The following is a 21,240-nucleotide window of genomic DNA, read 5'->3' on the forward strand; positions in this document are numbered from 1 at the left end:
CTAACCTACCGGTTGGTTGGTTCGGCATTCACCGGTGAATCCCTGGATGGAGGACGGGCATGGCCCCTGCTTTCGGCGCCTCCGGCGACGGCGGCCCCGTCCGCATCGCCAACTGTTCCGGGTTCTACGGCGACCGGTTGTCGGCCATGCGCGAGATGCTCACCGGGGGCGAGGTCGACTACCTCACCGGCGACTACCTGGCCGAACTCACCATGCTGATCCTGGGGCGCGACCGGATGAAGCACCCGGACCGCGGCTACGCCAAGACGTTTCTGACCCAGCTGGAGGACTGCCTGGGCGAGGCGCGCGACCGCGGGGTGCGCATCGTCGCCAACGCCGGCGGTCTCAACCCGGCCGGCCTGGCCGACGCGATCCGCGCCCTGGCCGAACGCCTGGGCGTCGACGCCCGAATCGCGCATGTCGAAGGCGACGACCTCTCGGCGCGCGCCGCCGAGCTCGGGCTGGGCACGCCGCTGACCGCCAACGCCTACCTGGGCGCCTGGGGCATCGTCGACTGCCTGGCCGACGGCGCCGATGTGGTGGTCACCGGCAGGGTCACCGACGCCTCGGTGATCGTGGGGGCGGCGGCCACGCACTTCGGGTGGGGCCGCGCCGACTACGACCGGCTCGCCGGCGCCGTGGTCGCCGGTCACGTCATCGAGTGCGGGGTGCAGGCCACCGGCGGCAATTACGCGTTCTTCACCGAGGTGCCCGACCTGCTGCACGCCGGTTTCCCGCTGGCCGAGGTCAGCGCCGACGGCTCGGCCGTCATCACCAAACATCCGGGCACGGGCGGGCGGGTGAGCGTCGACACCGTCACCGCGCAGCTGCTCTACGAGATCACCGGGGCGCGCTACGCCAACCCCGACGTGACCGCGCGCATCGACACCGTCGAGCTGTCCGCGGACGGCGCCGACCGGGTGCGGATCAGCGGGGTGCGCGGCGAGCCGCCGCCGCCCACCTACAAGGTGTCGCTGAACAGCATCGGCGGCTTCCGCAACGCGATGACGTTCGTGCTCACCGGCCTGGACATCGACGCCAAGGCCGAGCTGGTACGCCGGCAGCTGGAAAGCTCGTTGACGGTCAAGGCCGCCGAGCTCGAGTGGTCGCTGGCCCGCACCGATCACGTCGACGCGGACACCGAGGAAGCGGCCAGCGCCCTGCTGCACTGCGTGGTCCGCGACCCCGATGCCGCCAACGTGGGTCGGCAATTCTCCTCCGCCGCAGTGGAATTGGCGTTGGCCAGTTACCCCGGGTTCCATGTCACCGCGCCGCCCGGCGACGGTCAGGTCTACGGGGTGTTCCACGCCGGATACGTCGACGCCGCGCAGGTGCCGCACGTCGCCGTGCGCGCCGACGGTAGCCGCACCGAAATCCCCTGCGCCGCCGAGACGTTGGCGTTGGCACCGGTCGACGCGCCGCCGCTGCCCGAGCCGCTGCCCGAGGGCCCGGTGCGCCGCGTGCCGCTGGGCCGCATCGCCGGTGCCCGCAGCGGCGACAAGGGCGGCTCGGCCAACGTCGGGGTGTGGGTGCGCACCGACGAGCAGTGGCGCTGGCTGGCGCATGCCCTGACCGTCGACCTCCTCAAGGAGTTGCTGCCCGAGGCCGTCGACTTCGCGGTCACCCGGCACCTGCTGCCGAACCTGCGCGCGGTCAACTTCGTCATCGACGGCATCCTGGGCCAGGGTGTCGCCTACCAGGCGCGGTTCGACCCGCAGGCCAAGGGCTTGGGCGAGTGGTTACGCGCCCGGCACGTCGACATCCCGGAGGGGTTGCTGTGAATCTTTGGACGACGGCGGAGCGCGAACAGCTGCGCAAGACGGTGCGCTCCTTCACCGAACGCGAGATCCTGCCGCACGCCGCCGAATGGGAGCGCGTCGGGGAGTTGCCGCGTGACCTGCACCGGCGGGCCGGCGCCGCCGGCCTGCTGGGCGCGGGCTTCCCCGAGGCGGTCGGCGGGGGCGGCGGCGACGGCGCCGACGCGGTCGTCATCTGCGAGGAGGTGCACCAGGCCGGCGCGCCGGGCGGGGTGTTCGCGTCGTTGTTCACCTGCGGCATCGCGGTCCCCCACATGATCGCCTCCGGCGACGAGCGGCTGATCGAGGAGTTCGTGCGGCCGACGCTGGCCGGCGAGAAGATCGGCGCGCTGGCCATCACCGAACCGGGCGGCGGTTCGGACGTCGGGCACCTGCGCACCGCGGCGGTTCGGGACGGCGACCACTACGTGGTCAACGGCGCCAAGACCTACATCACCTCCGGGGTGCGCGCCGACTACGTGGTCACCGCGGTGCGCACCGGCGGTCCCGGCGCCGCCGGGGTGTCCCTGCTGGTCGTCGAGAAGGGCACGCCGGGTTTCGAGGTCAGCCGCAAGCTGGACAAGATGGGCTGGCGGTCCTCGGACACCGCGGAACTGTCCTACGTCGACGCTCGCGTGCCCGCGGCGAACCTCGTGGGCATTGAGAACAGCGGATTCCTGCAGATCGCGCAGGCGTTCGTCGCCGAGCGTATCGGGCTTGCGGCACAAGCATATTCGAGCGCGCAGCGCTGCCTGGACCTCACGGTGCAGTGGTGCCGCGACCGGGAGACCTTCGGCCGGCCGCTGATCTCGCGGCAGTCGGTGCAGAACACGCTGGCCGAGATGGCCCGCCGCATCGACGTCGCGCGGGTCTACTCGCGCAACGTGGTCGAGCGGCAACTGGCCGGCGAGACCAACCTCATCGCGCCGGTGTGCTTCGCCAAGAACACCGCCGTCGAAGCCGGCGAATGGGTGGCCAACCAGGCGGTACAGCTTTTCGGAGGGATGGGCTACATGGCCGAATCGGAGGTCGAACGCCAGTACCGCGACATGCGGATCCTGGGCATCGGCGGCGGCACCACCGAAATCCTCAGCTCGCTGGCCGCCAAAACCCTTGGCTACCAATCGTGACCGCGCTGACCTCCACCCTCGACCCGCGCGCGGCCGGCTACGCCGACGCCGCCGCCACCGCCATCGCGCGCCTCGAGGAGATCGGCGGGGAGCTGGCCAAGGCGCTGTCCGGCGGCGGCCCCAAATACGTCGAGCGACACCACAGCCGGGGCAAGCTGACCGCCCGGGAACGCATCGAGCTGCTCCTCGACGCGGATGCGCCGTTCCTGGAGCTGTGCCCCCTGGCGGCCTACGGCAGCGCCTTCCAGGTCGGGGCCAGCGTGGTCACCGGCATCGGCGTGGTGTCGGGCGTGGAGTGCATGATCGTCGCCAACGACCCCACCGTCAAGGGCGGCACCAGCAATCCCTGGACGCTGCGGAAGATCCTGCGGGCCAACCAGATCGCCTTCGAGAACCGGCTGCCGGTGATCTCGCTGGTGGAATCCGGCGGGGCGGATCTGCCCACCCAGAAGGAAGTGTTCATCCCGGGCGGGCGGATGTTCCGCGACCTCACCCGGCTCTCCGCGGCGGGCATCCCCACGGTCGCGCTGGTGTTCGGCAACTCCACCGCGGGCGGCGCCTACGTGCCCGGCATGTCCGACCACGTGGTGATGATCAAGGAGCGCTCCAAGGTGTTCCTCGCCGGTCCCCCGCTGGTCAAGATGGCCACCGGCGAGGAGTCCGACGACGAGTCGCTCGGCGGAGCCGAAATGCATTCCCGCGTCTCGGGTCTGGGTGACTACTTCGCGATCGACGAGCTGGACGCCATCCGCATCGGGCGCCGCATCGTCGCGCGCCTCAACTGGGTCAAACAGGGCCCGGCGCCCGCGCCGGTGCTCGAGCCGCTGTTCGACACCGAGGAACTCCTCGGCATCGTGCCCGCCGACCTGCGCATCCCGTTCGACCCGCGCGAGGTGATCGCCCGCATCGTCGACGGGTCGGACTTCGACGAGTTCAAGGCGCTCTACGGCTCGTCGCTGGTCACCGGCTGGGCCCGGCTGCACGGCTACCCGCTGGGCATCCTGGCCAACGCCCGCGGGGTGTTGTTCAGCGAGGAGTCGCAGAAGGCCACCCAGTTCATCCAGCTGGCCAACCGCTCGAACACCCCACTGTTGTTCCTGCACAACACCACCGGCTACATGGTGGGCAAGGACTACGAGGAGGGCGGGATGATCAAGCACGGGTCGATGATGATCAACGCCGTGTCCAACTCGACGGTCCCGCACATCTCGCTGCTGATCGGCGCCTCCTACGGCGCCGGCCACTACGGCATGTGCGGGCGCGCCTACGACCCGCGCTTCCTGTTCGCCTGGCCCAGCGCCAAAGCCGCCGTGATGGGCGGCGCGCAGCTGTCGGGGGTGCTGTCGATCGTCGCCCGCGCCGCGGCCCAGGCCCGCGGGCAGCAGGTCGATGAGGACGCCGACGCCGCCATGCGCGCCGCCGTCGAGGGTCAGATCGAGGCCGAGTCGCTGCCGCTGGTGCTGTCCGGGATGCTCTACGACGACGGGGTGATCGACCCCCGAGATACCCGCACCGTGCTGGGAATGTGCCTGTCCGCCATCGCCAATGGCCCGATCAAGGGGACGTCGAACTTCGGCGTCTTCCGAATGTGAGCACCATGGTCACTCGAGTGCTGGTCGCCAACCGCGGCGAGATCGCGCGGCGGGTGTTCGCGTCCTGCCGACGGCTCGGCGTGGGCACCGTCGCCGTCTACACCGACCCCGACGCCGCCGCCCCACACGTCGCCGAGGCCGACGCGCGGGTGCGGCTGCCCAACACCAACGACTACCTCAACGCCGACGCCCTGATCGCCGCGGCGCGGTCGGCCGGCGCCGACGCGATCCATCCCGGCTACGGGTTTCTCTCGGAGAACGCGCAATTCGCGGCCGCCGTGCAGGACGCCGGCCTGATCTGGATCGGGCCGCCGGTAGACGCGGTGCGCGCCATGGGCTCCAAGATCGAGTCCAAGAAGATGATGGCGGCGGCCGGGGTCCCGGTGCTCGACGAGCTGGATCCCGACACGGTCACGCAGGCGCAGCTGCCGGTGTTGGTCAAGGCCTCCGCCGGTGGCGGCGGCCGCGGCATGCGGGTGGTGCACGAATTGTCCGCGTTGGCCGGGGAAGTCGAGGCGGCGCGCCGCGAGGCGCAGTCCGCGTTCGGTGACCCGACGGTCTTCTGCGAGCGGTACCTGCCCACCGGGCACCACATCGAAGTACAGGTGCTGGCCGACGCGCACGGCACCGTCTGGGCGGTCGGGGAGCGGGAGTGCTCGATCCAGCGCCGCCATCAGAAAATCATCGAGGAGGCCCCCGCCCCCCTGGTCGAGCGGGCGCCTGGCATGCGGGACCGGCTGTTCGACGCGGCCCGGTTGGCCGCGAGCGCCATCGGCTACACCGGTGCCGGCACCGTGGAGTTCCTCGCCGACGAGCACGGCGAGTTCTACTTCCTGGAGATGAACACCCGCCTGCAGGTCGAGCACCCGGTCACCGAGGAGACCAGCGGCCTGGACCTGGTCGAGCTGCAGCTCGCGGTGGCCGACGGCGCCCGGCTCGACGCTAATCCGCCGGCGGCGCAGGGGCATTCGATCGAGGCCCGGCTCTACGCCGAGGACCCGGCGCGCGGCTGGCAGCCGCAGGCCGGGCCGGTGCACGCGATCGGTGTGCCCGGCGTACGCACCGAATTCGGCTCGCTGGGGCACCGTACCGGGATCCGGCTGGACTCCGGGATCGTCGACGGCTCGGTGGTGTCCATCCACTACGACCCGATGCTGGCCAAGGTCATCTCGTACGCCCCGACGCGCCGCCAGGCGGCGCTGGTGCTCGCCGACGCGCTGGCCCGCGCCCGCCTGCACGGGTTGCGCACCAACCGTGAGCTGTTGGTCAACGTGCTGCGGCACCCGGCGTTTCTCGACGGCGCCACCGACACCGCGTTCTTCGACACCCACGGGCTGGCGAGGCTGGCGGCGCCCCTGGCCGACGCGACCGCCGTGCGGTTGTCCGCGATCGCCGCCGCGCTCGCCGACGCCGCCCACAATCGCGCGACGGCCGGCGTGCTGGGTTCGCTGCCCAGCGGGTGGCGCAACCTCGCCTCCGGTTTCCAGGTCAAGAGCTACCGCGACGACGAGGACGGCGAGCACCGGGTCGCATACCGCTGGACCCGCGGCGCGGTGGCGCTGCCCGACGACGAGTCGGTCGACGTCGTGTCGGCCGCGCCCGGCGCGGTCGTGCTCGGCGAGGACCATGTCGAGCACCGCTTTTCGGTGCGGCGCTACGGTGCCGAGGTTTACGTCGATTCCGCGCTGGGACCGGTGCGCCTGGTCGCGCTGCCCCGATTCCCCGAGCCCGGCTCGGCCGTGGAGAAGGGTTCGTTGGTGGCGCCCATGCCCGGCAACGTGATCCGGCTCGGTGCGGCGGTCGGTGACACCGTCACCACAGGCCAGCCGCTGATCTGGCTGGAGGCGATGAAGATGGAGCACACCATCACCGCGCCGTCGGACGGCGTGCTCGCCGAACTCAGCGTGACGACCGGTCAACAAGTCGAAGTCGGTGCCGTCCTGGCGAGGGTGGATGCGCCGCAAGCAGAAGGAGATTCCCAGTGACCGAAAGCAGCTTCATCGAGAACGAGGACCGCCGAGCGCTGCGCAAGGCGGTCGCCGAGTGGGCGGCCAACTACGGCGCCGACTATTACCTACAGAAGGCCCGCGCGCACCAGCACACCGACGAATTGTGGTCGGAGGCCGGCAAATTGGGCTTCCTCGGGGTCAACCTGCCCGAGGAGTACGGGGGCGGCGGCGCCGGCATGTACGAGCTGTCGCTGGTCATGGAGGAGATGGCGGCCGCCGGTAGCGCGCTGCTGCTGATGGTGGTCTCCCCCGCCATCAACGGCACCATCATCAGCAAGTTCGGCACCGACGAGCAGAAGAGGCGGTGGCTGCCCGGCATCGCCGACGGCACGCTGACGATGGCGTTCGCCATCACCGAGCCCGACGCCGGGTCCAACTCACACCGGATCACCACCACCGCGCGCCGCGACGGCAGCGACTGGATCTTCAAGGGCCAGAAGGTGTACATCTCCGGCGTCGACCAGGCGCAGGCGGTGTTGGTGGTGGCGCGCACCGAGGAGGCCAAGACCGGCAAGCTGCGCCCGGCGCTGTTCGTGGTGCCCACCGATTCGCCGGGGTTCACCTACACGCCCATCGAGATGGAGCTGATCAGCCCGGAGCGCCAGTTCCAGGTCTTCCTCGACGACGTCCGGCTCCCCAGCGACGCCCTGGTCGGCGCGGAGGACGCCGCCATCGCCCAACTGTTCGCCGGCCTGAACCCGGAGCGCATCATGGGCGCCGCCAGCTCGGTGGGCATGGGCCGATTCGCGCTCAGCCGGGCGGCCGACTACGTCAAGACGCGGCAGGTGTGGGGCACCCCGATCGGCTCGCACCAGGGTCTGTCGCACCCGTTGGCGCAGTGCCACATCGAGGTCGAGCTGGCCAAGCTGATGATGCAGAAGGCGGCGACGCTGTATGACGCCGGCGACGACGGCGGCGCCGCCGAGGCCGCGAACATGGCCAAGTACGCCGCGGCCGAGGCCGCGACGCGCTCGGTGGACCAGGCGGTGCAGTCGATGGGCGGCAACGGCCTGACCAAGGAGTACGGCGTGGCGGCCATGCTGGCCTCGGCGCGGCTGGGCCGGATCGCCCCGGTCAGTCGCGAGATGGTGCTCAACTTCGTCGCGCAGACCTCCCTCGGCCTGCCGCGCAGCTACTGATGGACAGGCTGGTCGGCTACGCGGTAGACGGGCACACCGCGCGGCTGACGCTCGACTCGCCGCACAACCGCAACGCGCTGTCGACGACGCTGGTGAACCAGCTGCACCAGGGCCTGCAGGACGCGGCGGCCGACCCGGGAGTGCGGGTGGTCGTTCTCGGGCACACCGGCAATACGTTCTGCGCGGGCGCCGACCTGTCGCAGGGAGCCGCCAGCACGGATCCCGCCGAGGCGACCGTCCAGCGGTCCCACGAGATGGCGGCGCTGCTGCGGGCCATCGTCGAGGCGCCGCTGCCGGTGATCGGCGCCGTGGACGGTCACGTGCGCGCCGGCGGCATGGGTCTGGTCGCCGCGTGCGATCTCGCGGTGGCCGGCCCGCGCAGCACGTTCGCGCTCACCGAGGCCCGCATCGGCGTCGCGCCGGCGATCATCTCGCTGACGCTGCTGCCGAAGTTGTCCGCCCGCGCGGCCGCCCGCTACTACCTGACGGGCGAGACCTTCGACGCGGCCACCGCCGCCGCCATCGGGCTGATCACGATGGCCACCGACGACGTCGACGCCGCGCTGGCGGCACTGGTCGCCGACATCGGCCGCGGGTCGCCGCAGGGGCTCGCCGCGTCGAAGGCGTTGACCACCGCCGCGGTGCTCGACGGGTTCGACCGGGACGCCGAACGGCTCGCCCAGGAATCGGCCCGGCTGTTTGTCTCGGACGAGGCCCGGGAGGGCATGCTCGCGTTCCTGCAGAAGCGCCCGCCCAGCTGGGCGAGTTAGCCAGGTGTCGAACAACCGCGCCGGCCCGTCGGCCCGCGCGGCGACCCCACCCGCGGCAAGGTTGCAGTTTAGCCAATCCTCTTGCAGCCAAAGCTGGACGTCGTAGGCTCGTGGGTGATGAGCAACTCCGCGCAGCGCGATGCGAAGGACGCCCGCGACGAACCGTCACGCGCGGCCGACACCGATCGCATCCAGATCGCGCAGTTGCTGGCGTTTGCCGCCGAGCAGGGACGCCTGCAGCTCAACGACTACGAGGACCGCCTGACCCGGGCCTACGCTGCGCAAACGTACGAAGAACTGGATCGGCTGCGGGCCGACCTGCCGGGGTCGCCGGTTAACCTGCGCCGGGGCGGCAAGCCCAACCCGGCGCCGTCCACGCTACTGCTGGCCCTGTTGAGCGGCTTCGAACGGCGCGGCCGGTGGAACGTTCCCAAGAAGCTGACCACCTTCGCCCTGTGGGGCAACGGCGTGGTCGATCTGCGCTACGCCGACTTCACCTCGACCGAGGTCGACATCCACGCGATGTCGATCATGGGCGCCACGCGGATTTTGCTGCCGCCCGAAGTGAACGTGGAGATCGACGGCCGCGGCGTCATGGGCAACTTCGACCGCAGCGTCCTCGGCCAGGGCACCCCCGGCGCGCCGACGGTGCGCATCCACGGCTTCTCCCTGTGGGGCGGCGTCGGCATCATCCGCAAGGCCCGCCGGTCGCGTCCGTAGCGGCGCCGCCCCTGCGGGACGTCAGCCGGGCACGTAGTCGAAGGTGTCGGGGTTGGGTCCGCGACGGCCCGACTCACCCTGATCGAGTCCCGAGATGGCGTCGAGGTTCGCGTCGCCCAGCTCGAAGTCGAAGATCTCGAAGTTGGACTTGATCCGGTCCGGGGACACCGACTTGGGGAACACGATGTCGCCGCGCTGGATGTGCCAGCGCAGCACCACCTGCGCGGGGGATTTCCCGAGGGCCTCGGCCACGCTGTTGACCACCGGGTCGCCCAGCACGTCGCCCTGGGCGATGGGCGACCAGGCCTCGGTGGCGATGCCGTGTTCCCGGCCGTAGCTGCGCACCGTCTCGTTCGGGAAGTAGGGGTGCACCTCGATCTGGTTGACGGCCGGGACGGTGTCGGTCTCCTTAGCCAGCCGATCCAGGTGTGCGGGTTGGAAATTCGAGACACCGATGCTGCGGGCCCGCCCGTCGGCGGCGAACTCCTCGAGCACCTTCCAGGTGGAGACGAAGTCACCGTCGTACAGGGTGGGCAACGGCCAATGGATCAGGAACAAATCGACGTAGTCGAAGCCCAGCTCCTGCAGCGTCTTGTCGAAAGCGCGCCGCGCGTCGTCGGGCTTGTGAAAGCCGTTGTTGAGCTTGCTGGTGACGAACACCTCGCCCCGGTCGAGGCCGGCGTCCCGGATGCCCTGCCCGACGCCCTTCTCGTTGCCGTACATCTCGGCGGTGTCGATGTGCCGGTAGCCGATGTCGAGGGCGGTCCGCACCGCCTCGGCGGTCTGGTCCGGTTCGATCTGATACACGCCGAAACCGAGCTGGGGGATGCTGACGCCCTCGGCGATCTCGATCGCGGGAACAGTGCTCATGCTTTCTCCTTCGTTGTCCTTGGTCCCTGTACCCGATGCGGCAACGCCCTATCCCCGTCGGCCCGCGACGCGTTGGGTCGCAGGCCGGAGCCTTCGGCTCCAAGTCGGCCGGGCCGCACCGCCTCGGTCAGCGGCGGCGCCGGGACCGCAGGTAGTCGCCGACCACGGCGGCGCCCAAGCCGTCGAGGTCGGGCACCACGACGCGACCCTCGACCCGGCGGGCGACCTGGTCGATGAAGCGCGCCAGGCCCGGGTCGCTGCCCAACCGGAAGATGGTGATCTGCGCGCCCAGGCGTGCCATGTCGTCGAAACCGCGCACGGTGTGGGCGATGGTCCGCGGGTGCGGCGGGTAGTCGAAGAACACCGTCGTGCCGTCCCCGTCGAAATCCTCCAGGTGCGCGGTCGGCTCACCGTCGGTGACCACCAGCACGACGGGCTGCGCGTTCGGGTGCCGACGCAGGTGCCGTCCCGCCAGCGCCAGCGCGTGGTGCAGGTTGGTGCCCTGCTCGTAGACGCCCTCGAGGCCGGTGAGCTCGGCGGCGCTCACCGTCCGGGCGTAGCGCCCAAAGGCGATGATCTGCAACGCATCCGAACGGAACCGGGTGCACACCAGGTGGTTGAGCGCCAGCGCCGTCTGCTTCATCGGCAGCCACCGGTTCTCCATCACCATCGAAAACGAGGTGTCCACCAGCAGCGCCACCGCGGCCTGGGTGCGGGTCTCGGTCTCGGACACCTCGACGTCCTCCACGGTGATGTCGAGCCGCCCGCTCGCGCCGTCAAGGGTGGCGGTGCCCGCCTGCCGCAGCACCGCGTTCGTCAGGGTGCGCGAGATGTTCCACGGCTCGGTGTCGCCGAATTGCCAGGGCCGGGTGGCGCCGGTGAGCTCGCCGGCCGCTCCCGCCCGCCGATGGTCGCGGTCGCCGCGACGTCCCGAAAGTTGTTGCACCACATCGCGCAACGCCGTCTCACCGAGGCGACGCATGGCCTTGGGCGAGAGCCGCCACTGGCCGTCCGAGCCGCGATCCAGGAAGCCCTGGTTGACCAGCGCCCGCTCGAGTTCGGCCAGCGTGCGCGCGTCGACCGCGGCCTGGTCGCCGAGCTGGCGGGCCAGCGCGTCGAGGTCGACGTCGTCCATCGTGGCGCCGGGGTAGCTCTGCGAGAGCTGCTCGGCCAGCTGCTCCAGCTCGGCGACGTCGGCCAGCGCCTGGGTGCCCTCGCCCATGCCGAACGGGTTGTCCCCGGAGAACTCCTCGGAGCCCGTCCAGTCCTCGCCGGGGCGGGCGGCCTGCAGGTGGGCGTCCAGCCGGTTCAGCGCCTGCATCAGCGACGGGGAGCCGAACGCCTGCTGCGCCAGCGCGTCCAGCTCGGCGCGCTGCTCGGCGCTCAGGCTGTTGCGGAAGCGCTGCGCGGCCGCCGCGCGCTTGGCCAGCGAGTCCAGCAGCTCGTCGACGTTGCGGGGGTTTTCCGGGAAGAACTCGCCGTGCGAGTCCATGAAGTTGTCGAAGTCTTCCTGGGTGTCCTCGCCGCGGGAGTGCTTGTCCAGCAGCTGATTCAAGTCGTCGAGCATGTCGGTGACACGCTGCCGGTCCTCGTCGGTGGCGCCTTGCAGCGCCTGCTTCATGCCGGCGAAGCGCTGGTCCAGCATTTCGCGTCCCAGCAGATCCTTGATCTGCTCGTACTTCTGGCGGGCCTCGCCGCTGCGCCAGTTGTACTCGGAGAGCTCCTGGACGGCCTTGGCCGGCGACGCGGGCAGCGCGTCCAGCTGCAGTTCGCCGAAGCGGGCGTCGTCGTCGAGGGCCCGCGCCAGCTCCTTGCGCTCGGCCAGCACCGCCTCGTCGAGCAGCTTCTTGATGTCCTGAAGCGTGCCGTCAAGGTTGTTGCGCCGCAACAGCTCTCGGCGTCGCCGGTTGGCCTCGGCGGCCAGCCGGTCGGCGCCCGGCATGTTGCGGGTGCCGCGGCGCAGCAGCTCCGACAACGCCCGGCGCGGCGAGGTGCCGGCCATGACGTCTTCGCCGATCTGTTCCAGCGCCTCGCGTAGGTCCACCGGCGGGGCCAGGGGGTCCGGCCCGCCGGTGTAGGCGGAGTAGCGCGACGAGTGCCCTTTCGCGGAGGGTTTAGCCATAGACCGTTTGACCTTCTCCGGAGACCTTGTCGATCCGCTTCGCCAAATACAGTGCCTCGAGCGCCATTTCGAGCGCGGCGGCGCGTTCGCCCTCGGACTGCGCGTGCAGCTTGGCCGAGATCTTGTCCACCACCGGCAGGCCGGAGACCGCGGCCAGCACGTCCTTGGCCGAGATGCGCTCGCCCGTGGTCACCGCCGAACCGCCCTCGACCGCATTCACCAGCGACGCCACGTCGATGCCGCCCAGCACGCGCGACGCCGTGTCCGCGGTCGCCCGGCGCAGCAGGTGTTCCAGCACCGCCTGCTCGCGGCCCTCCTCGCCGGACTCGAATTCCAGCTTGCCGCGCAGGACGTCGATCACCGTGCCGAGGTCGACCACGCGGGCGACCGGATCGGTCTCCCCCAACACGGCGCCGCGATGCCGGGCCGAGGCCGCGACGGTCTCCGCCGCGGCGATCGCGAACCGCGCCGACACCCCGGAGCGCTGGTCGACCGAGTTGGACTCGCGCAGGTAACGGGCGAACCGGGCGATCACCTGCATCAGGTAATCGGGCACCTGCGCCGACAGGTGCGCCTCCTGGACGATGACGCCGACCTCGGCGTCCAGCTCGAGCGGGTAGTGGGTGCGGATCTCCGCGCCGAAGCGGTCCTTGAGCGGGGTGATGATGCGCCCGCGGTTGGTGTAATCCTCGGGGTTGGCGCTGGCGACCACCAACACGTCCAGCGGCAGCCGCAGCGTGTAGCCGCGGACCTGGATGTCGCGCTCCTCCATGACGTTGAGCATCGAGACCTGGATGCGCTCGGCGAGGTCGGGAAGTTCGTTGACCGCGACGATGCCGCGGTGCGCCCGCGGGATCAGGCCGTAGGCGATGGTCTCCGGGTCTCCGAGGCTGCGGCCCTCGGCGACCTTGATCGGGTCGATGTCACCGACCAGGTCCGCGACGCTGGTGTCGGGGGTCGCCAGCTTCTCGGTGTAGCGCTCGCTGCGGTGCCGCCACTCGATGGGCAGGTCGTCGCCCAGGGTGGCGGCCTTGCGGATCGACTCGGGCGTGATCGGGGAGAACGGGTGCTCGCCCAGTTCGGCCCCGGAGATCACCGGCGTCCACTCGTCGAGCAGGCCGGTCAGCGCGCGCAGCAGCCGGGTCTTGCCCTGGCCGCGTTCGCCGAGCAGGACGAAGTCGTGGCCCGCGATGAGCGCCCGCTCCAGCTGCGGCAGGACGGTGTCCTCGAAACCGAGGATGCCGGGCCAGACGTCGTCGCCCTCGGCCAACGCGGTCAGCAGATTCTCGCGGATTTCCTGTTTGACGGTCCGCTCGCGGTGACCGCTGGCGCGCAGTTCGCCGACGGTGCGGGGCAGGTTGCTCGGTGATGTCACCACTCCACGCTACGACGCGTTACGGAGATGCGTCATGCGGATGCCGTTCACGTGCGGCGTAATGGCGTGGCGGCGGGTCAGTGGGCGAAGTGCCGCGCCCCCGTGAGGTAGACGGTGACGCCGGCCGCGGCGGCCGCCGCCGTCACCTCGTCGTCGCGCACGGAGCCGCCCGGATGCACGATCGCCTTGACCCCCGCGGCGGTCAGGGTCTCGAGCCCGTCGGGGAACGGGAAGAACGCGTCCGACGCCGCGACCGCCCCGCGAACCCGGTCCCCGCCCCGTTCGACGGCCAGCCGGGCCGCGTCGACCCGGTTCACCTGGCCCATCCCGACGCCGATGGTGGCGCCGCCGCCGGCGATCACGATCGCGTTGGACTTGACCGCGCGGCAGACCCGCCAGGCGAACACCAGGTCGGCCAGCGTCGCGGGGTCGGCGGGCGACCCGGTCGCCAGCGTCCAGTTCGCGGGATTGTCGCCGTGCGCGTCCAGCTCGTCGCGCTGCTGCACCAGCAGCCCGCCGCTGATCGGGCGCAGCTCGTGGCCGCCGGTGAGCGGCTCCGAGCCCACCAGCACCCGGATGTTCTTCTTGCGGGTCAGCACGTCGACGGCGCCGGGCGCGTAGGCGGGCGCGATGATCACCTCGGTGAAGATGGTGCTCACGAACTCCGCCATCTCGACGCTCACCTCGGTGTTGGCCGCGATCACCCCGCCGAAGGCGCTCAGCGGGTCGCACTCGTGGGCCTTGCGGTGGGCGTCGGCGACGGATTCCGAGGAGATCGCGATCCCGCACGGGTTGGCGTGTTTGATGATGGCGACGCAGATCTCCTCGTGATCGAAGGCGGCCCGCCAGGCCGCGTCCGCGTCGGTGAAGTTGTTGTAGGACATCTCTTTTCCGTGCAGCTGCTCGGCCTGCGCCAGGCCGGGCCACGCGCCGGGGTCGCTGTAGAGCGCCGCCTGCTGGTGCGGGTTCTCGCCGTAGCGCAGCGTCGCCGAACGACGCCAGCTGCGGCCGAGCCACTGCGGGAAGCCGGTGGGCGGGTGCTCGGGCGCCAGGGTGGACTCCATCCAGGTGGCGACGGCGATGTCGTACTCCGCGGTGTGCCGAAATGCCAAGGACGCCAACCTTTTTCGCTCGGCGAGGCTAAAGCCCCCCTGCCGCACGGCGGCGAGCACGCCGTCGTAGCCGAGCGGGTCGGTGATCACGGCGACGCTGGGATGGTTCTTGGCCGCCGCCCTGACCATCGACGGGCCGCCGATGTCGATCTGCTCGACGCATTCGTCGATGCTCGCGCCGGATTCGACGGTCTCGCTGAACGGGTAGAGGTTGACGACGACGAGTTCGAACGCCGCGACCCCGAGTTCCTCGAGCGCGGCGGCGTGTTCGGGTTTACGCAGATCGGCGAGCAACCCGGCATGCACCCGCGGGTGCAGGGTCTTGACGCGCCCGTCGAGCACCTCGGGGAACCCGGTCAGTTCCTCCACGCGCGTCACCGGGATCCCTTTGTCGGCGATCACCTTCGCGGTCGACCCGGTCGAGACGATCTCGACGCCCGCCTCGGCGAGACCCTGGGCGAGGTCGACGAGACCCGTCTTGTCGTACACGCTGATCAGCGCGCGGCGAATCGGCCTTTTGCCCGTCTCCCGCCCGTCGTCGGTGCTCATCTGTGCGTCGCCTTTCGTCCGATCGTCGCTGTTCTTCCGACCAGCGTGAGGCCGCCGACCGCGATCGCGGCCACGACGTCCACCAGTAGCTGCCGTTCGATGACCTTGATGCGCTCGTGCAGGCTGTCCTCGCTGTCGCCGTCGAGCACGGGAACGGCTTGCTGGGCCAGTATCGGCCCGGTGTCCATCCCGGCGTCCACCAGGTGCACCGTAGTGCCGGTGACCTTCACGCCGTAGGCCAGTGCGTCGGCCACCCCGTGGGCGCCGGCGAACGCCGGCAGCAGCGCCGGGTGGGTGTTGATGATGCGGCCGTAGAACCGCGAAAGGAATTGCTGGCCAAGGATTTTCATGAAGCCGGCGGAGACGATGAGGTCCGGCGAGTGGGCGGCGGTCGCCTCGGTGACGGCGGCGTCCCAGGCGCCGCGGTCCGGGTGGTCGCCGAGCCGGACGGTGAAGGTGGGCACGTCCGCGGCCGCGGCGACGTCGGTGGCCGGGCAGTCGCGGTCGACGCCGACGGCAACGACCCGCGCCGGGTAGTCGCCGACGGCGGCGCCGATCAACGCGTTCAGCAGCGAACCGGTGCCCGACGCCAACACCACCAGTCGCGCCGGCGCGCTCGGGGGCACATGGAGCGGTTCGACCACATCGGGGAGCCTAGCGGGACGCCGGCACGCGCCGCGCAGCGACGCGAGGTGCGCGGTTGGAGCGGTGTGCGGCGGCCGGGGTCTCGCGGCCGCCTGACGCTCGCGGCCGCCTGACGCTCGCGGCCGCGGCCGCGGCGGGGCATTGCCGAAGTGCCCGCCTCATAGCGACAATCGCCGCCAGCCGCACACCCGCTGCGCAGACCTCAGCCGGCCGCCGGTGCGCGCCACGCGGCCGCGTCCGGTTGTCGCTGTGAGGCAGGCACAAACCCTAGTCCCCGGACTCCGGCTCCCTGAAGCGCTCCGGTTCCGGAAGCTGCTCCCGCTCGTGGCTTGTCGGGCCGGCCTTGCCGGGCGCGTCGGCATCGCCGGACGGGCCGCCATCGCCGGAAAGGCCGCCAGCGCCGGAAGGGCCGCCATCGCCGGAAAGGGCGTCATCGCCGGGAAGGCCCTCGGAGTCAACCGCCCCATCGCCGGGCTCAGCGTCAAACGGCCCCTCAAACGGCGCGCCGCCCGGCTCGTCGTCGAACAGCTCACCGAAATCCGCGGGCTCCTCCCGCGGCCGGGGTTTGGGCCGTCGCGGCCGGCGGCGTCGCCGGATCCCGCCGGTCATGACCACCGTGACGGCGCCGATCACCGCGAACCAGAACAACGCACCGACGAACATCGCGCCCTGGTCCACGCCGACGTGCCCGAAGTTGCCCAGCTGACCACTTCCGGCGTAGGCGAGCAGCGACATGGCCGCCGCCGCGGTGACGGCGGCGACCAGAAGCTTGCCCGCCGCGGCGAGCAACGGCAGCGGGCGTCGGGCGCACTGCTGCCCGAGCGCCACGCCCGACGACGCGCCGATGATCAGCAGCGCAACCCATACCGGGCCCAGCGGGGGGCGGGGCACCGCGGCCAGCACGGGCAACGCGGGAATGTCGCCGCCGAACACGGTGAAGGAGCTAAACGTCGCGAAGCCGATGTGGGCGCTGGAACCGACGGCCACCGCGGCGGTGCCCACGATCACGTTGGGCGCGTAGAGGATCGACAGCACGGTGAGGCTGAACTCGCCGAAGATCGAGTCGGTGATGCCGTACAGATCCTGCATCGTCGCCCAGTGCACCACTAGCGACCCGGCCGTCACCACGCCGGAGAGCCCGACCAACGCGAGCACGCCGGCCGCCGCGGCGCGCAGGGCGTCGTCCAGCCAGAACGGCAACGGCGTCGCCGCCACCGCCCGCGGCCCCACCCGCGGCCACACACCGATCGCGGCGCCGAGCGCGTGCACCGCGAGCACGCTGGCGAAGGCGCGCAGCGCGCTGGGCGTCTGCAACTCGGTGATCACCGACGACGCGTCGTGGATGACCGCCAGCGCGATCGCGGCCAGCAACAGCGGGCCGCCCAACGCCGACGCGACGACCCAGCGGACCACGAGCCAGGAGGAATACGGGGACGTCGCGCGGGCCGTGCTGCGCGCGACCGCCCATACCATCAGCAGGACCGGCAGCAGCGGCAGCACGCCCAGCTCGCGGCCGCCGATCGAAATCGGCACCTGGTGCACGCCGAGCCACATGCTGGCGATCGCGCCCAGCGCGCCGGTCATGTCGCTGTTGGCGATCAGCAACTGGAGCAGCGTGACCGCGGCGATGACAACCAGAGCCACCACCGCCGGGCCGAATGCGACCCTGACAAGGTCACGCGCCTGGCGAGCGCCCGCTGCCTGGTTGCCCTCCACCCTTGTCACTCTTGGCGAATGTCCCCTATTCGGCGGGAGAACGCGCGATTAGGACGGGGCGGGACCAGCGGGCGCCGACGGCGGCTGCTCTTGACCGTAGGCCTGGCCGCCCGTCGGGTTGGAGTAGTTCGCGGTGGCCGAGTTCGAGTCGCCCCCGCCGCTGGCGCCGGACGACGGCGGCGGGCTGAAGCTGGGGAAGCCGGTCGGCGGGGTGGAGGTGCCGTGCTGCTGCGCCGCCGGCTGCTGGCCGGACTGCGGCTGGGCGCCGAAACCGCCCGACGGCGCGCCGCTCTGGGTCGGCGCCTGGCTGGGCTGGTAGCCACCGTACTGCGAGCCGTAACCGCCGTGCTGCTGAACCGCGGGCTGCTGGCCGGTGTGCTGCTGGCCGCCGGGCTGCCCGCTCTGCTGACCGTAATAAGGCTGCTGACCGTATTGCTGCCCGTACTGGCCGCCGTACTGCCCGTACTGCTGGGCGTAGGGGTCGTACTTGGGCCGCGGGGTCGGCGCCGTGATGACCCCCGACTCCAGCAGGACCACGACCACCGCGGCGATCGCCTGCAGCACGTTCGACGCGAGCAGCGGCCACAGCGCCCAACCGATCCCGACGCCGGTCGGCAGGTTGATGGTCTCGGTGATCGCCAGCAAAGCACCGAGAACCGCGATCGCGGCGACGACGCCGGTGTAGTTCTTGGCCTTGGGCAGCAGGCTCAGCGCGGCGAGCAGCGAGGCCAGCACCGCGACGATGACGGCCGTGCCGGCGTCGCCCGCGCGGCCGCCGATGCCCGGGCCGAGGTCGGCGCTGAGGGTGAAGGTGGGGCCGAAGTTCAGGAAGTAAGAGAGGAGGCCGAGCGCCACGACCGCGGCGGTCAGGTACAGCGGCAGCTTGCTCTTGCCGTCGTCGTCCTTGGCGAAGGACGGGGTGCCGCCCGAATAGGAGCCGCCGGACTGCGCGGGCGGGTATCCGGGGCCACCGGGAGAGTAGGTCATGGCTCCTCCTGTTGCTTCCAGCTGCCATCGAGTGCGATCGGGCGCCGCGGTCGCGGCGCGCGCTGTGCTTCCGGGCGCCCCGCCCGCACAACCTCTCGAATCGGCGGTTGCGTTGGCGACGCGGTCGATCAACCACGCTAGCGCACCCGCCAGCGGGCGCGCCGTGGCGACCGGCTTCGACACGGCGCCGGTCTCACACCGCGCCGGGCCCGCCGACCGACGGGCCCGCCGGCAACGCGGCTTGCCCAGCGGAGGTAGAACACGTTCTAATTCTCTGCATGGATTACGGGCTTGTCCTTTTCACCAGCGACCGCGGCATCGCCCCGGCGACGGCCGCGAAGCTGGCCGACGACCACGGGTTTACGACGTTCTACGTGCCAGAACACACCCACATCCCGATCAAACGGGAGGCGGCGCACCCGACGACCGGCGACGCGTCGCTGCCCGACGACCGCTACATGCGGACACTAGACCCGTGGGTCAGCCTGGGCGCCGCGAGCGCCGTGACGTCGCGCGTCCGGTTGTCCACGGCGGTCGCCCTGCCCGTCGAACACGACCCGATCACGCTGGCGAAAAGCATTGCCACCCTGGATCACCTGTCGGGCGGGCGGGTCAGCCTGGGCGTCGGGTTCGGTTGGAACACCGACGAACTCGCCGACCACAACGTGCCGCCCGGCCGCCGCCGCACCATGCTGCGCGAATACCTCGAGGCGATGCGGGCGCTGTGGACGCAGGAGGAAGCCGAGTACGACGGCGAGTTCGTGAAATTCGGGCCCAGCTGGGCCTGGCCCAAGCCCGTGCAGTCGCACATCCCGGTGCTGGTGGGCGCCGCGGGCACCGAGAAGAACTTCAAGTGGATCGCCCGCAGCGCCGACGGCTGGATCACCACGCCGCGCGACTTCGACATCGACGCGCCGGTGAAACTGCTGCAGGACACCTGGGCGGCCGCCGGGCGCGACGGCGCCCCGCAGATCGTGGCGCTGGACTTCAAGCCGATCCCGGAGAAGCTGGCCAAGTGGGCGGAGCTGGGCGTGACCGAAGTGCTGTTCGGGCTGCCGGACCGCTCCGAGGACGAGGTCGCCGCCTACGTCGAGCGGCTCGCCGGCAAATTGGCCGCCCTGGTCTGAGCGGGCGGCGCCACCACGGCGGCCCTCAGGCCAGCGTGCAGCGGTTGCCGTAGTCGAAGGAGCGCACCCGCACGGCGCGGCCCAGCGGGTCGCCGTCGACCAACAGGGCGATCAGCTCGTCGTCCTCGGTAGTGGACAGGAAACGGCTGCCGTCGTCGAGCCGGCCGACGATGATCCCGGTGGGGCGCCCGTCGTCGCGGCGCACGGTGTAGGTCTCGACAGTGCCGGTGCCGTCGGCGTTCTCGACGACGGCCACCCTCGGCGATCCGTCGATGCGGGCCTGCAGCTGCGCGTTGCGGTCCGGCGTCCAGCCGACCGGGGTGGTGGAGTAGACGCCGACGGAGTACTTGCTGAGGATGCCGCCGTTCGCGCCGACCAGGCCGAACTCGCCGGGCGCGGCGCGCAGCTGGGCGACGGTCTCGGCGACGGCGTGCATCGAGTAATTGTTGCCGGCCCCACCGAAGAACGGCAGGCCGCCGGTGACGGTCAGGCCACGGGGGTCGTCGGTCGCGATGCCCACGCCGTCGCAGACGTTGAACACCGGGACGGCAAAGCAGCTGTACAGGTCGAACGTGGCGACGTCGTCGACTCCGACGCCGGCCATGGCCAGCGCCTCGCGGACGGCCAGGACGGCCGACGGCGCGCGCCCCAGGTGGGGCCGCTCCAGCAGCGACTGCTCCTCGGCGTCGGCGTGGCCGTGCAGATACACCCAGTTGCCCTCCGGCACGCCGAGGCGACGCGCCTCGCCGACCGACATGAGCAGCGCGGCCGCGCCCTGGTTCACCTGGTCGCGGGCCACCATCAGCCGCGGATAGGGCTCGGCGATCATCCGGTTGCGCTCGGTGACGGTGGCCAGCTCGTCGACGCTGCGTTCCACCGGCGCGGCAGCGAACGGGTTGCTGGCGGCGATCTTGGTGAACGGCGCGAACAACTCGGCCATCGCGCGCCGGTAGTCCGCCGGCGCCAAGCCGGTCTGAGCCCGCCGCGCGTTCTCCAGCAGCGCGTACTGAATCGGCGCGCTGGTCAGCCCGTGCACCACGGTGTACCGCGAGACCAGCTTCTCGATGCCCTGGCCGCGGTCTTCCAGGTCGCCGTCGACGGTCTCGCTGAAATCCGGCTTGGTGTCGGCCTTCGCGAAGTGCCGCAGCGTCGACGTCGCGTCCGAGCCGAAGATCAGCGCGGCGTTGCAGCGCCCGGCGGCGATCTGCCCGGCCAGCTCGCTGATCAGGTGCTGCGGCCCCTGCCCGCCGACGACCTCCAGGATCGCGCGGGCCGGGCGGGCGCCGAGGCGGTTCGCGACCGACCGCGGGTAGTTGTTCGACCGCCCCAGCGGCGCCTTGATGACGCCGGAGATCTCGAACTGCCGGACACCGGCCACCGTGTCCACGGCCGCCGCCACCGCGTCGTAGTCGGCGCCGCAGTCCACCAGGGCCGCGCGGGCGGCCGCCGCCGCGAGTTCGACGGGCGACAACCCGCGGTAGTCCGCGTCGTCGATGCGCTCGGCGGCCTGACCGACGCCGACGACGACAGGGGTGTTCGGGTCGAGATTCATAGACCCACTATCTACCGTGGGCCCGTACG

Annotated in this window: 16 protein-coding genes; 8 read left to right on the forward strand and 8 right to left on the reverse strand. The window is 71.2% G+C overall.

Annotated features, from left to right (window positions below; translation table 11 throughout):
* The first annotated feature begins 59 nt into the window (after positions 1-59).
* From A5700_RS10490 to A5700_RS10520, 7 genes are all read left to right on the forward strand, one after another.
* Positions 60-1,781: an acyclic terpene utilization AtuA family protein gene (locus tag A5700_RS10490; protein ID WP_068065399.1), complete on the forward strand. Its 1,722-nt coding sequence runs from the start codon at positions 60-62 to the stop codon at positions 1,779-1,781.
* Positions 1,778-2,926, forward strand: a complete 1,149-nt coding sequence (locus tag A5700_RS10495) for an acyl-CoA dehydrogenase family protein (RefSeq protein WP_068065402.1) — start codon at positions 1,778-1,780, stop codon at positions 2,924-2,926. Before A5700_RS10490 ends, A5700_RS10495 begins: the two co-directional genes overlap by 4 nt.
* Positions 2,923-4,518: an acyl-CoA carboxylase subunit beta gene (locus A5700_RS10500; RefSeq protein ID WP_068204714.1), complete on the forward strand. Its 1,596-nt coding sequence runs from the start codon at positions 2,923-2,925 to the stop codon at positions 4,516-4,518. Before A5700_RS10495 ends, A5700_RS10500 begins: the two co-directional genes overlap by 4 nt.
* A gap of 5 nt (positions 4,519-4,523) precedes the next feature.
* Positions 4,524-6,503: a biotin carboxylase N-terminal domain-containing protein gene (locus A5700_RS10505; protein ID WP_068065625.1), complete on the forward strand. Its 1,980-nt coding sequence runs from the start codon at positions 4,524-4,526 to the stop codon at positions 6,501-6,503.
* Entirely contained in the window at positions 6,500-7,666 is a 1,167-nt protein-coding gene (locus tag A5700_RS10510) for an acyl-CoA dehydrogenase family protein (RefSeq protein ID WP_068065408.1), read from the forward strand. The genes A5700_RS10505 and A5700_RS10510 overlap by 4 nt, the downstream gene beginning before the upstream one ends.
* Positions 7,666-8,436 (forward strand): enoyl-CoA hydratase family protein, encoded by a 771-nt coding sequence (locus A5700_RS10515; protein WP_068065411.1) that lies wholly within the window; start codon positions 7,666-7,668, stop codon positions 8,434-8,436. The genes A5700_RS10510 and A5700_RS10515 overlap by 1 nt, the downstream gene beginning before the upstream one ends.
* Before the next feature lie 117 nt (positions 8,437-8,553).
* Positions 8,554-9,156 carry a DUF1707 domain-containing protein gene (locus tag A5700_RS10520; protein ID WP_068065414.1) on the forward strand — a complete coding sequence of 201 codons (603 nt, stop codon included), beginning with the start codon at positions 8,554-8,556 and terminating at the stop codon, positions 9,154-9,156.
* A 21-nt stretch (positions 9,157-9,177) separates the two neighbouring features.
* Here the strand turns inward: A5700_RS10520 and A5700_RS10525 are convergent, their stop codons facing one another.
* From A5700_RS10525 to A5700_RS10555, 7 genes are all read right to left on the reverse strand, one after another.
* Positions 9,178-10,026: an aldo/keto reductase gene (locus A5700_RS10525; RefSeq protein WP_068065417.1), complete on the reverse strand. Its 849-nt coding sequence runs from the start codon at positions 10,024-10,026 to the stop codon at positions 9,178-9,180.
* Between the two features lie 127 nt (positions 10,027-10,153).
* Positions 10,154-12,148: a VWA domain-containing protein gene (locus tag A5700_RS10530; protein ID WP_156671185.1), complete on the reverse strand. Its 1,995-nt coding sequence runs from the start codon at positions 12,146-12,148 to the stop codon at positions 10,154-10,156.
* On the reverse strand, positions 12,141-13,526 hold the full coding sequence (locus A5700_RS10535; RefSeq protein ID WP_068065420.1) for a sigma 54-interacting transcriptional regulator: 1,386 nt from the start codon (positions 13,524-13,526) through the stop codon (positions 12,141-12,143). The genes A5700_RS10530 and A5700_RS10535 overlap by 8 nt, the downstream gene beginning before the upstream one ends.
* A 74-nt stretch (positions 13,527-13,600) precedes the next feature.
* Positions 13,601-15,184: a bifunctional phosphoribosylaminoimidazolecarboxamide formyltransferase/IMP cyclohydrolase gene (gene purH / locus A5700_RS10540; protein WP_068065423.1), complete on the reverse strand. Its 1,584-nt coding sequence runs from the start codon at positions 15,182-15,184 to the stop codon at positions 13,601-13,603.
* Entirely contained in the window at positions 15,181-15,828 is a 648-nt protein-coding gene (purN, locus tag A5700_RS10545; RefSeq protein WP_068065426.1) for a phosphoribosylglycinamide formyltransferase, read from the reverse strand. The genes purH and purN overlap by 4 nt, the downstream gene beginning before the upstream one ends.
* 268 nt (positions 15,829-16,096) lie before the next feature.
* Positions 16,097-17,545 (reverse strand): DUF6350 family protein, encoded by a 1,449-nt coding sequence (locus A5700_RS10550; protein ID WP_068065429.1) that lies wholly within the window; start codon positions 17,543-17,545, stop codon positions 16,097-16,099.
* 48 nt (positions 17,546-17,593) lie between these two features.
* Complete coding sequence (locus tag A5700_RS10555; protein ID WP_068065432.1) at positions 17,594-18,532, reverse strand: DUF5336 domain-containing protein; 939 nt, start codon at positions 18,530-18,532, stop codon at positions 17,594-17,596.
* Between the two features lie 278 nt (positions 18,533-18,810).
* Between A5700_RS10555 and A5700_RS10560 the strand changes: the two genes are divergently transcribed.
* The gene (locus A5700_RS10560) at positions 18,811-19,659 is read left to right on the forward strand and encodes an LLM class F420-dependent oxidoreductase (protein ID WP_068065434.1); all 849 of its coding nucleotides are present in this window, start codon (positions 18,811-18,813) and stop codon (positions 19,657-19,659) included.
* Between the two features lie 25 nt (positions 19,660-19,684).
* Here A5700_RS10560 and A5700_RS10565 read toward each other — a convergent pair whose 3' ends face one another.
* Complete coding sequence (locus A5700_RS10565; protein ID WP_068065437.1) at positions 19,685-21,211, reverse strand: acetyl-CoA acetyltransferase; 1,527 nt, start codon at positions 21,209-21,211, stop codon at positions 19,685-19,687.
* Positions 21,212-21,240 lie beyond the last annotated feature (29 nt).

Source organism: Mycobacterium sp. E1214, from assembly GCF_001666755.1.
Lineage (GTDB): Bacteria > Actinomycetota > Actinomycetes > Mycobacteriales > Mycobacteriaceae > Mycobacterium.

What these genes read in the sequence shown, in the direction of transcription:
- A5700_RS10490 (WP_068065399.1), top strand. Translation starts at nt 60, where the DNA reads ATGGCCCCTGCTTTCGGCGCCTCCGGCGACGGCGGCCCCGTCCGCATC.
- A5700_RS10505 (WP_068065625.1), top strand. Translation starts at nt 4,524, where the DNA reads ATGGTCACTCGAGTGCTGGTCGCCAACCGCGGCGAGATCGCGCGGCGG.
- A5700_RS10515 (WP_068065411.1), top strand. Translation starts at nt 7,666, where the DNA reads ATGGACAGGCTGGTCGGCTACGCGGTAGACGGGCACACCGCGCGGCTG.
- A5700_RS10520 (WP_068065414.1), top strand. Translation starts at nt 8,554, where the DNA reads ATGAGCAACTCCGCGCAGCGCGATGCGAAGGACGCCCGCGACGAACCG.
- A5700_RS10525 (WP_068065417.1), bottom strand. Translation starts at nt 10,026, where the DNA reads ATGAGCACTGTTCCCGCGATCGAGATCGCCGAGGGCGTCAGCATCCCC.
- A5700_RS10530 (WP_156671185.1), bottom strand. Translation starts at nt 12,148, where the DNA reads ATGGCTAAACCCTCCGCGAAAGGGCACTCGTCGCGCTACTCCGCCTAC.
- purH (WP_068065423.1), bottom strand. Translation starts at nt 15,184, where the DNA reads ATGAGCACCGACGACGGGCGGGAGACGGGCAAAAGGCCGATTCGCCGC.
- A5700_RS10555 (WP_068065432.1), bottom strand. Translation starts at nt 18,532, where the DNA reads ATGACCTACTCTCCCGGTGGCCCCGGATACCCGCCCGCGCAGTCCGGC.
- A5700_RS10560 (WP_068065434.1), top strand. Translation starts at nt 18,811, where the DNA reads ATGGATTACGGGCTTGTCCTTTTCACCAGCGACCGCGGCATCGCCCCG.
- A5700_RS10565 (WP_068065437.1), bottom strand. Translation starts at nt 21,211, where the DNA reads ATGAATCTCGACCCGAACACCCCTGTCGTCGTCGGCGTCGGTCAGGCC.